General features: G+C 44.3%; 9 protein-coding genes. 1 reads left to right on the top strand and 8 read right to left on the bottom strand.

Annotated elements, in window-relative coordinates; genetic code table 11:
- Nucleotides 1-228 precede the first annotated feature (228 nt).
- From ACO1R6_RS17765 to ACO1R6_RS17800, 8 genes are all read right to left on the bottom strand, one after another.
- Entirely contained in the window at nt 229-2133 is a 1905-nt protein-coding gene (locus ACO1R6_RS17765; protein WP_486266369.1) for a DUF294 nucleotidyltransferase-like domain-containing protein, read from the bottom strand.
- On the bottom strand, nt 2130-2831 hold the full coding sequence (locus tag ACO1R6_RS17770; protein WP_486266370.1) for a 3'-5' exonuclease: 702 nt from the start codon (nt 2829-2831) through the stop codon (nt 2130-2132). Before ACO1R6_RS17770 ends, ACO1R6_RS17765 begins: the two co-directional genes overlap by 4 nt.
- A 205-nt stretch (nt 2832-3036) precedes the next feature.
- Nucleotides 3037-4734: a sodium:solute symporter family transporter gene (locus tag ACO1R6_RS17775; protein WP_486266371.1), complete on the bottom strand. Its 1698-nt coding sequence runs from the start codon at nt 4732-4734 to the stop codon at nt 3037-3039.
- Between the two features lie 121 nt (nt 4735-4855).
- Nucleotides 4856-6361, bottom strand: coding sequence for an L-arabinose isomerase (gene araA / locus ACO1R6_RS17780; protein ID WP_486266372.1), 1506 nt, complete (start codon nt 6359-6361; stop codon nt 4856-4858).
- A 113-nt stretch (nt 6362-6474) separates the two neighbouring features.
- Nucleotides 6475-7173, bottom strand: a complete 699-nt coding sequence (locus ACO1R6_RS17785) for an L-ribulose-5-phosphate 4-epimerase (RefSeq protein WP_486266374.1) — start codon at nt 7171-7173, stop codon at nt 6475-6477.
- Between the two features lie 5 nt (nt 7174-7178).
- Entirely contained in the window at nt 7179-8972 is a 1794-nt protein-coding gene (locus ACO1R6_RS17790) for a ribulokinase (protein WP_486266376.1), read from the bottom strand.
- Between the two features lie 150 nt (nt 8973-9122).
- Nucleotides 9123-9347, bottom strand: coding sequence for a hypothetical protein (locus ACO1R6_RS17795; RefSeq protein WP_486266377.1), 225 nt, complete (start codon nt 9345-9347; stop codon nt 9123-9125).
- Between the two features lie 82 nt (nt 9348-9429).
- Nucleotides 9430-10131 carry an NUDIX hydrolase gene (locus ACO1R6_RS17800; protein WP_486266379.1) on the bottom strand — a complete coding sequence of 234 codons (702 nt, stop codon included), beginning with the start codon at nt 10129-10131 and terminating at the stop codon, nt 9430-9432.
- Nucleotides 10132-10729: 598 nt separating this feature from the next.
- Between ACO1R6_RS17800 and ACO1R6_RS17805 the strand changes: the two genes are divergently transcribed.
- The gene (locus ACO1R6_RS17805; RefSeq protein WP_486266380.1) at nt 10730-11299 is read left to right on the top strand and encodes a hypothetical protein; all 570 of its coding nucleotides are present in this window, start codon (nt 10730-10732) and stop codon (nt 11297-11299) included.
- Nucleotides 11300-11314: the final 15 nt, after the last annotated feature.

Consider the following 11314-nt stretch of genomic DNA (forward strand, 5'->3'; position numbering starts at 1 on the left):
TATCTAACAGAAATAACCTTGAAACCTACTTGTGTGCACTTAGTGTAGTCATCTGGCAAAGACCTATTGGTTAAAAGTATTACAGGTAAGTTTAGCAACCTTTTTCTTTGCCTACTTTCTTTCTAAACAATAGTGCCGCCCAGGATGACACAAGAACGTTCTTCTGGTAAAAAAATGAATTGCCACGATTCGGAATTAATACCAAATTCCATAACTAGCTTATTTCTATCAAAAGAGATTGTTGGTAAAGTTGAGTTTGATTTTTGTCTGGAAATTTCGGATAGTTTTGAATATTTCGATAATGGTTACCTGCTCAATTTTGGTAAGGCTGGTAATGTTCATGAAATTTTCGGGTTCCCGGTTATCCACTGTAATCAGGCTGGCTTGTTTTTTTAACCGGATACTCATCAGGTAATAATACGACTGCATTAATTCAAGGTGTTCGGTTTCGGTAAAAACGCCCAGGGCTTTCAGGGCATCCAGCCTTTCGCCGGTGTTAGTCGCGAAAATCCGGTTTTTCAGGGCATACACCCTTACCAGATCCACAATGGGCGTCATGGCTTTTTTAATATCAAACACCTCCTGGGCATTAACAGTAAAGGTTTTAATATTTTTAAAGAAGGTTAGTGGCGGCTCGTATTGTAAAGCATTGTTGGCCATGTGAAAGAACAACTTTTCCTGCGGCTTTTGTAACTCCTGGTTCAGGAATGTTTGTAATTGGTCCATAATGGCAACATCGCCGTAGAGATACCGGCAATCAAAAAAAGTAGAAAATTTTATCACCGTTTCGGGTACGGCTTCTTCTATCCAACTTAAGTAGTTGCGTTTCCAGTGCGATAAAGAATGGGTCCATTTGGGGTTTTTGGCCATGTAACCGCCCGAGCAGTAACTAAAGCCAATATTATGCAGCCGCTCCGATACCCGGCTCGAAAACTGGAGGAAATATTCCCGCACCAGTTCGCGCTGCTCATTGGCTTTGTCTTCGTAAATAATAGCGTTGTCCTGGTCGGTTTTAAGGGTTTGTTCTTTGCGGCCTTCGCTGCCCAACACCATAAATACAAATTTGGCGGGCGGCGTACCAATTTCGGCAATAACCTGTTGTATAATTTTAAGCGCAATACTATCGGCTACGGTGGTAATTACCTGGTTTACAATTTCGGCTTTTACGCCGCGGTTTAAGAGCTGCGTTACAATTTCGGGCACTTTCCGCCATTTGCTTTTCAGTTCCTCGTCAGTTACGGCCAGTTTTACCGATTGAATAAACATAAACGGCGACTGCGCCTGCTCGCTAAGCAATTTATTCCGGCTGATAACACCACAATATTGCCCCTGGTGCACGACCAGCAGGTAGCGGGTTTTGGTGCTAAACATGTGTAAGATAGCTTCATACACAAACGCCTGCGTATCAATGGTAACAATTGGGTTATCCATAACCGTTGCAACGGGCTGCTGTACATCGTGGCAACGAGCCACTACATTGTCGCGGAGGGTAATATCGGTAACATAACCAATAATTTTTTCCGGCTCATCTTTTACAAATAAACAGCTTACTTTTTGCGTAGCCATAATTTGCGCTGCCTGGTAAATGGGCGTTTGAGCCGGGCAGGAAACAATATCGGGAAACGCCAGGCTTTCTATTTTGCGGGAGTAAAACTGGTCGGTAGCAATATAATTTTGTTCGAAAGAGGTAGGCCTTCGGGCAAAATGCGCAAACTCGTCGTTCAGCATCCGCTTGGCGTACTCGTGCGCAAAGTACTGGAAAAACTCTTCGTATGCCTGGCAAAGCGACCGAAAATCGCGCCGCGGTAAAAAATAAACCACCGTACCTTTTTTGGCAATAACGGTACGCAACGATCTTTTGCGGTTAAGCAACACCGAAACGCCGCCGTAGCAATAATTCTGGTAATGGTACTCCAGCACGCGTTTGTTTTGGGCACTATCGTAAAAAAAGGTTTCGTATTCGCCTTTTACAATAATATCCACGCCCTTCATCTTGGTTATTTCCTGGTGGTAAATAATCGTTTCTCTAGGGTAATTTACCTCTTGTAGCAAGTCCGATAAGCCCATTAAGACATCATCGGGTAATAAATGGAAAGGCGCTACATTCTTTAGAAACTGAACACGATCAATCATGACCAATAAGTTAACAATGAAACTAAAAAAGATATGACCAGCAGGCCCAGGCTACAGCCCAAGCCCTGCTTATCAGCACCCGGATTGGCTTGGGCATTTTGCTGTTGTAACCGGATTTTTTCGTCATTGATATCGCCTAACCTCACCATTTCGAAGAAACAGGCCGCTGTGGCGGTAGCATCGGTAAGCGCTTCGTGCTGTTTTTGCAGGTCTTTCTGGAAAAGAATATAATACAACCGGTCGAGGCGCAGGTATTTTGATTTAGGGTTAGACACGTATTTAGAAGTAGCCAGCATGGTACAAAACTGCGGTAGCTGTTCTAAAGGATTATTTAGCCCGATGCGGTAAAAATCGGCACCCAGCATGTGAAAATCTAACTGCATAAAGTGCGCCACTACCAAAGGCTGGTATTGGGCCAGATCGGTGGCCAATTGCTTTAATATTTGCTGCCGGCTTTCGCCGTGCTGTTCCAGAAACGCGCGGTTAATGCCATGAATACGGTAAGCGGCCGGCGAAATTTCAAAATCGTTATCGCAGATATAATGGTTTTCCTTTTTTATTTCCTGCCCCGCTTTGGTGTAAATAACCCAGGCTATTTGTACGGAGTGGGGCCAATTATCTTGCCGGGCATAAGGCACATCCCATTTTTTGGGTAACCCAGACGTTTCCGTATCGATAAACAGCAGGTAATCGCGCACGCAGAGAAGTGGTAGGTTTTACGTTTTAAGTATTACGTTATACGTATAAAGTAGTAGTTAATAAGTAGTAAGATCTGGGTTAAAAACCAGGAAAAATAGATATTAGAAAATAAGATGTTACAGAAGTTACTGCTTAGTACCAGCAAATTAAGGCAATAAAAAAGCGGATTTTAGTCCGCTTTTTTATTCATTGTTATTTAATTTATTACCAGAACCTTACGTAAAGCAAAGTAATAATTAACAAGGTAATTACAATTAAAACCAAAGTAGAATTAGATACTTTAAACATAGATTTATCTAATTCAAAAGCTTTTGGATTTATTCTAGGCCCTGCTAAGCTGAGCGCAATCATGACAATCATGGTAAACATAAAGGCCAAGCCCATGCAAATCAGGAACGGAATTTCGTAGCCACCTTTGCCGTTGGGGTAAGCCGTATACAGGAAAGTCTCGTTGCCAAACCAGGCAGGGGCAAAATTATTGAATACCACCGATAAAATAAAGCCGGTTAGCAAGCCCGCAATGGCCGCTGTGCCGGTGGTCCGTTTCCAGAACATACCCAACAAGAACATGGCAAATACGCCTGGGCTAATAAACCCGGTATATTTCTGAATAAACGTAAAACCACCTTCGCCGCCAATACCCAGTAAATCGTCCCAGGTCAGGAAAATAGAAAATAGCATAGACGCCAGAATGGTTAATTTACCAATCCAGATCAGCTTCTTTTCATCGGCATTTTGGTTAATATACTTGTGGTAAATATCTAATGTAAAGATGGTAGAAATACTGTTGGCTTTACCGGCCAGCGAGGCCACAATGGCGGCGGTAAGGGCGGCCAGGGATAAACCTTTCATACCCATTGGTAAAAAGCCCAAAATAGCCGAGTAGGCATTATCGGCGTTAAAGTTCCCGCCGGGGGCCATCTCTTGTTGTAATTCGCCGTTTTTGTACAATACGTAAGCCGCAATACCGGGCAGCATTACAATAATGGGCATCATTAATTTAATTAAACCGGCAAATAAAATACCCGTGCGGGCGGTGTGCAGGTTAGCGCCCAAGGCTCTTTGGGTAATATATTGGTTACAGCCCCAGTAGTTCAGGTTTACAATCCACATACCGGCAAAGTACATGGCAATACCGGGCAACATCAGGTATTTGTTAATATCAGCCTGCGACGATTCGGCCGTTGGTTTATCAATTATCATGTGGAAGTGATCGGGCGCATCTTTTAGCAACATGTTAAAGCCGGCAATTACATCGTTGCCCAAACCAAATTTTTCACTTACCAGGGTTAACGCGGTATAGGTAGTTGCTAAGCCCCCCAGAATCAGTACCGTTACCTGAATAACATCGGTATAACCAATTACGCTCATACCACCCAGGGTAATAATAATAGCAAAAATGGCGAGTAAAATAATAATCAGGTGGAAGTTAGTACCCCCGGCCAAATTACTAATAGCCAGTGCGCCCAGGTAAAGGATAGAGGTTAGGTTTACAAAAACATACAGAAAAAGCCAGAAAACGGCCATAATTAAAGCTACCGTGCCGTTGTACCGGTTTTGCAGAAACTGCGGCATGGTAAATATTTTGTTTTTGAGGTAAACCGGAATAAACCAAACCGCTACAATAATCAGTGCTACGGCGGCCAGCCACTCGTAAGCTGCTACCGCAATACCTACCACAAAGCCATTACCACTCATGCCAATAAACTGCTCGGCCGAAATATTGGAAGCAATGAGCGAAGCGCCAATCGCCCACCAGGTAAGGGAGCCTTCGGCCAGAAAATAATCTTTACTGTCGGCATTTACGTTGCGGTCGCGGCGGTATACCCATATACCGTAACCGGCTACGACAATAAAGTAAACGACGAAAATTACGTAATCAATGGTAGCGAACTTGCTCATTCCAGAATAAGAGTAATTAGGTGGATAGTTTTAATTTTTTAGTGGTGTAATTTAACTTAAAAATTTATAGGCCTCCAAAAAATATTAGAAGCCTATTAGATTTATTTCATATATTTTATAACTAGAATTTCTTATTTACCTGATAATAAACTTCGCTCCAGCGCAGTTCGTTGCGGAATTGGTTTAACCGGGTTTCTTTATTTATCAGCACACATTCAATGTTGGCCATTTCGGCAAAATCCTGTAAATGCTCGGACGTTAAGTTCTGGCTGTAACAGGTGTGGTGGGCACCGCCGGCTAATATCCAGGCCGCCGCCCCGGTTTTCATATCGGGTAATGGTTTCCAGAGCACGCGGGCTACCGGCAGTTTAGGTAAATCGTGCTGCGGTTCTACAGCTTCTACTTCGTTAACCAACAGCCGGAAACGGTTACCCATATCTACTACCGAGGCATTTAAAGCCGGGCCACCGGCCACGTTAAATACCAGCCGTACCGGATCGGCTTTGCCACCAATACCCAGCGGGTGTATTTCGCAAGATGGCTTACCATTGGCAATAGATTCATCGACTTCCAGCATGTGCGAACCCAACACCAAGGCATTATTGGGCTCGAAGTGGTACGTGTAATCTTCCATAAAAGCATTGCCGCCCGGCAAGCCGCTGCCCATTACTTTCATGGCCCGTACCAAAGCCGCGGTTTTCCAGTCGCCTTCGCCGGCAAAACCATAGCCTTTGCCCATCAGACGTTGGGCTGCTATACCGGGCAACTGCAACATACCGTGCAAATCTTCAAACGTATCGGAAAAGCCTTTAAAATGGCCGTCTTTTAAAAAGGCGTGTAAACCCAGTTCTATTTTGGCAGCCTCTCTTAACGAGGCATATTGCGCACCGCCCTTCCGCAAAGCTTCTACCACGGCGTAGCGTTCTTCGTATTCCTGGGAAAGCTGGTCTACTTCCCTGTCACTAATCTGGTTGATGACTTTTACCAAATCGCCGATGCCGTAGGTATTTACCGAGAAGCCCAGTTGCATTTCGGCCTCTACTTTGTCGCCTTCGGTTACGGCTACGTAGCGCATGTTATCGCCGAAACGTACAAACCGTGCACCTTGCCAATCGTGCCAACCGGCTGCGGCCCGGCTCCAGGTGTTAATCTGGTCCAGCACTTCGGTATCTTGCCAATGCCCCACCACCACTTTGCGGTTAATGCGCATGCGCGAAACCATAAAGCCAAATTCCCGGTCGCCGTGGGCACTTTGGTTCAGGTTCATAAAGTCCATATCCATCGAACCCCAGGGAATATCGCGGTTAAATTGGGTGTGCAGGTGCAGGAGCGGCTTCTGTAATACTTTTAACCCGCCAATCCACATTTTAGCCGGCGAAAAGGTGTGCATCCAGGTTATCAGGCCAATACAATCCGGGGCCACGTTGGCCTCCTGGCAAACCCGGAATATTTCTTCCGGGGACTTAACGGTGGGCTTAAAAACCACCCGAACTGGAATCTGAGAGGCTTTGTCTAAAGCCTGGGCTATCTGCTGCGAATGCGCCGCTACCTGGTTCAGGGTTTCTTCGCCGTATAAGTCCTGGCTGCCGGTTATAAACCAGACTTCAAATTGTTTAAGATCAAGCATATATTTGTTTTGGTATGTCGATAAAAATGCAGTTAAACACAATATTTAAATGAGGTAAGTTTAACCGGAATAATTGATTTAAAGAGATTAAGAAAACTATTAAAAGCCGCTGCTTACTGGCCGTAGTAAGAATTGGGACCGTGTTTCCGCTCAAAATGTTTTTTAATAAGGGAATCCTGCAAACGCGGAACCTGCGGCCGGATTTGCTCAGTCAGGTAAGCCATACGGGCAATTTCTTCTACTACAGCACTGTTGTAAACGGCTTTGGCTGCGGTTTTGCCCCAGGTAAACGGCGCGTGGTTACCTACCAGCACCATTTCTACTTCCTGGTAATCCATGCCTTTGGCCGCCAGGTAATCCATTATCTGAAAACCGGTCTGGTATTCGTAATCACCCTGGATCATTTCGTCGCTCATGGGTGGGGCGCAAGGAATATCTACGGTGTTATGGTCGGCGTGGGTAGTTCCGTAAATGGGTATGTCGCGTTGGGCCTGCGCCCAGGCGGTGGCGTAAGTAGAGTGGGTATGCACAATGCCGCCAATATTTTCCCAGTGCTTGTACAGCACCGCGTGGGTAAGCGTATCGGATGACGGCCGCAAGCTGCCAGCCACCGTTTTACCCTCAAAATCTACAATTACCATTTTCTCCGGTGAGAGGTCTTCGTAAGGTACGCCACTGGGTTTAATGGCAAAAACCCCTAAATCGCGGTCGGCGGCACTTACATTGCCGAAGGTAAATAAAACCAGGCCCAGTTGGGGCAATTGCATGTTGGCTTCGTAGGCCTCTTGCTGAATGTGCGCGTAATTACTCATGTACATTAAATATTTTCCTGGGCCGCCACTACGTTGGCATCGGCCTGTACTTCTTCGTCGGTGAGGTGGGGCATTTGGGCGCGCGTACCGGTTTCGGGTAAATCGCTGGTAAAGGTTATTTTACCGGTAGTATGTTCCTGAATAAATGCGCCCAGTTCGGTATATTTTTGGTAACGTTTGGCGTAAATTTTTGCCCGTTCCGGATTAGGCGTGTATTCGGCATCGAACCCCTGCCCCATAGCCGCCATGGCATCTTCTACTTTATTATAAATTCCGGCGGCTGTTGCTGCAAACATAGCCGCTCCCAATGCACAGGTTTGTTCTGATTTATGAATCCGGATGGGCATATTCATCACATCGGCCATCATTTGCATAATAAACGGCGATTTTTTGGCCACGCCGCCTAAACCAATCAGGCCTTTTACGGGCACGCCCTGTTCGTTAAACCGATCGACAATTTTTTTAGCCCCAAAACAGGTGGCTTCTACCAGCGCCCGGAATATACGGGGCGCATCGGAACCTAAACTTAAGCCCGAGATAGCACCTTTTAATAGTTGGTTGGCATCGGGGGTGCGGCGGCCATTAAACCAATCCAGGGCAAATTCATTATTTTCGGTTAAAGGCAGCAGCTCGGCTTGCAGGCTAAGTTCCGGAATAATTTTATCGGCCACTTCATTTAATAAAGCTTTGCCGGTGGCAGCATCAATAATATCCGACTGTGCTAAAAATTGCTGTAAAGGCCACAGAAGCACCTGCTTAAACCAGGCGTACGTATCGCCAAACGCCGATTGCCCGGCTTCCAGGCCCATCATACCCGGAATAACCGAGCCCGGCACCTGGCCGCAGATACCGTGTACCAGTTTGTCTTCTACTTCCTCCATGGGTGCTACCAGCATATCGCAGGTAGAGGTACCCATTACTTTACTCAGGTGGTAAGGCTCTACTTGTCCGCCCACGGCGCCCATGTGCGCATCAAAAGCCCCTACACCTACCACTACATCAGTAGATAAACCTAAGCGTTTAGCCCACTCCGGGCTTAAATTTCCGGCGGGCTGGTCGGAGGTATAAGTTTCTTTAAATAACCGGGATGTAAAACCGGAGAGTAACGGATCGAGGGTAGCGAAAAATTCTTCGGGGGGTAAACCGCCAAACTCGGCAGCCCACAAAGATTTATGACCGGCCGAGCAAACACCTCGTTTCATTTGGTGCACATCGGTACCGCCGGTTAGTAAAAACGGAATCCAGTCGCAATGTTCTACCCAGGAGTAAATAGCCTGCCGTACGGGTTCATCGGCGCGTAAAATCCGTAACAGCTTGGCCCAAAACCATTCCGACGAATAAATGCCGCCCACGTACTTTAAATAATTGGGTTCAAATTTTTTGGCGTGCTCGTTTATTTCGGCTGCTTCGTTTACGGCTGTATGGTCTTTCCAGAGCACAAACATGGCGTGCGGGTTTTCTTCAAAGCCCGGCAACAAAGCCAGCGGGGTACCGGTTTTATCTACCGCCACCGGCGTAGAACCCGTAGTATCCACCGAAATACCTCTTACGTTTTTGGCAATAGCTTCGCCCCCGGCTTGCTTCAGACACTCGGTAATGGTAAACTCCAGGCCCTCAATATAATCCCGGGGATGCTGCCGAAACTGGTTTTCAACCGCATTACAAAAAGCCCCTTTCTGCCAGCGCGGATAATTAAAAACGGCCGAGGCCACTTCTTCCCCGTTTTGGGCATTTACCAGCACCGATCGCACCGAGTCGCTGCCGTAATCGACGCCAATTACATATAAGTCCTTTTCCATAACTACATTAAAATGTCAAATTAACGCTTATTAAAGAAAGAAAAAAATATTTAGCTATTCATTTATTTAAATAAATATAAACAGTGCGGCCAAGCCCGGTAAATATTTAATAGATAAATAAATTTTGCGCCGGTTACTTACTTAAATCTCTTATTGCGCGCGCTTTTCCTGATTAGCGTGTTGGGCAGAATCGACGGGGTTTTCCGATGCATTGGGCGTGCCGTACTCAGAATTGATAGGATTGGTAGTGCTGGAGTCGTTGGCGGCATCGGCGCCCGCGCTGCCCGGCTCTTTATTGAGACCGGAATTTTGGTTAGAGCAAGCGCTTAACCAAAGCCCTCCCTGGAGTAAAAGAATATAAAACAGCTTTTTCATCGTTTCTTTTGCTTATGTGCAAGGTATAAGAGTATGTTATAGGTACGGAAATATTTTCCTGCTGTTTCTATTATACTGGCTCTTACAGAAACTTATTCGGGTTAGGAATAAACTTTAAAAAAGCTGAAAAGTTATCGGCATATTTTCTTTTATCGAGTTTGTAGTAAAAAGCGCCTTTGCGCGAGTTTCCTTTGTCTTTGTCTTTTTGCTTAATGAGTAACCCCGTAGATAATACCTTGCGACTAAAATTACGCTTATCAAAAGAGGTACCGTACAAGCCTTCGTACAAATTTTTTAATTGGGGTATGGTAAATTTATCGGGTAATAATTCAAATAAAATAGGGTGCAACGCAGCTTTGTAGCGCAAACGGTTTTTGGCTACTTCTACCATTTCTTCGTGGTCGAAAATAAGCTGCGGCATTTCGTTTAGTTTAAACCACTCGGCATGGTACTCGTTGCTCAACTGTTTTTCGTATTTCTGAATATCGATTAAAGCGTAATACGCAATAGCCATGGTTCTTTCCACCGGATCGCGCTTGGGGTCGCCGAAGGCTTGTAATTGCTCCAGGTAAACACCCTCCAAACCGGTAAGTTGGTTTAAAATCCGGTTAGCGGCTTCGCCTAAGCCTTCTTCGGGTTGTATAAAGCCGCCCATTAAGCTCCATTTTTTACGCTGGGGCGCAAACCCGCGCTGAATCAATAGCAATTTAAAATCTTCGCCATCAAAACCAAAAATAATACAATCTACGGCGACTAAAATTCTAGTTTGTCCTGAGTATTTCATTATTAAGCTAAGCGTGTACCTGCACGAAAGAGTTATTCGAAGGTATGAATGTATTAATATTCATGAAATTTGTCTTTTTAAATCCTGATTTATTTTAATATTTATTTTAAACTTTTGTACTAATTGCTTAAAAAGGGCTTTTTACAACCAATTCGCCCTATTTAGCTTAAGTAAATTTCTACTTACCATTATAAATTAGCCTCTCTAAAAGATCAGCAAAACTTTTTACCACTCGTGTTTCCGGTAAATTTAACATTATAACACCCAGGCCCATTAACCAAAAAATACTATTAGTAGATTTTTAAGACTACTAATAGTACATAAATAAATATTTGCCGGCTGCTGCTGCTATAAGCCGAGCATTTCTGAATGCCTTAATAAAATTTCATCAGTTAGGCGCTCAAACGCACCACCTGTTTAGCCGGTTTATAGACTCGCCGGCTTCGTTAGCAAAAATATTTATGCCTGCTAATTTCTTATAGCTGGTATATTTTGAATTATAATAAATTATATGTAATTCTGTAAATAAATTATAAACGTTTTTTTGACATTTATAAACCACCTGCTATATATTGTGGAGAGTTATGCTTACATAAAAATGAATTTTCAGGAGAAACTGGCTGACTATGTTTTGGGGAATCTTACGAGCAGACATTTTTCTGAGATAGCTATTACTGCACTAACACAAGGATACGATACGGAATCTCTGTGGGTTCTGGCAGGGATGTCAAAAAATGATAATTCTCTTGATTACTTAAAGTACTTCGAGAAAAGCCTGAGAGAACTGAACATAATCCTCCCCGATAAGTTAGGAGCAGCCAATATTTTATTGCGCTACTATTTAGGTTTAATGATTTCTTCTCCGGAAAAAGCCTTTGATGTAATGTATATAATTGATAATGAAATATACAAGCAGGTTGATTGGATGACAGAGCTGAAGTTATCAGAGAAGAAGTATGTGGGAGCAGAACTAGGACTCGAAAGGATGTTTACCTGGTACAGAGAACTTCAAGACTTTGCCGATAACGGAACGCTTTTTTACTATAATGAACAGCCAAGAGAGATGCAAAAGGAAAAGTTTGAACAACACTTGTTAGAAGAAGCAAAAGAACTGAAAAGCAAAATTGATAAAGAAATAACTACACCCACCCTTACCCAAAAACCTTAAAAACTTTTGAGCCCA

The organism is Adhaeribacter sp., assembly GCF_057359045.1.

Excerpts from the sequence above, each read along its gene's own strand:
- ACO1R6_RS17795 (WP_486266377.1), bottom strand. The coding sequence starts at position 9,347 with ATGAAAAAGCTGTTTTATATTCTTTTACTCCAGGGAGGGCTTTGGTTA.
- ACO1R6_RS17775 (WP_486266371.1), bottom strand. The coding sequence starts at position 4,734 with ATGAGCAAGTTCGCTACCATTGATTACGTAATTTTCGTCGTTTACTTT.
- ACO1R6_RS17785 (WP_486266374.1), bottom strand. The coding sequence starts at position 7,173 with ATGAGTAATTACGCGCACATTCAGCAAGAGGCCTACGAAGCCAACATG.
- araA (WP_486266372.1), bottom strand. The coding sequence starts at position 6,361 with ATGCTTGATCTTAAACAATTTGAAGTCTGGTTTATAACCGGCAGCCAG.
- ACO1R6_RS17765 (WP_486266369.1), bottom strand. The coding sequence starts at position 2,133 with ATGATTGATCGTGTTCAGTTTCTAAAGAATGTAGCGCCTTTCCATTTA.
- ACO1R6_RS17805 (WP_486266380.1), top strand. The coding sequence starts at position 10,730 with ATGAATTTTCAGGAGAAACTGGCTGACTATGTTTTGGGGAATCTTACG.
- ACO1R6_RS17790 (WP_486266376.1), bottom strand. The coding sequence starts at position 8,972 with ATGGAAAAGGACTTATATGTAATTGGCGTCGATTACGGCAGCGACTCG.
- ACO1R6_RS17800 (WP_486266379.1), bottom strand. The coding sequence starts at position 10,131 with ATGAAATACTCAGGACAAACTAGAATTTTAGTCGCCGTAGATTGTATT.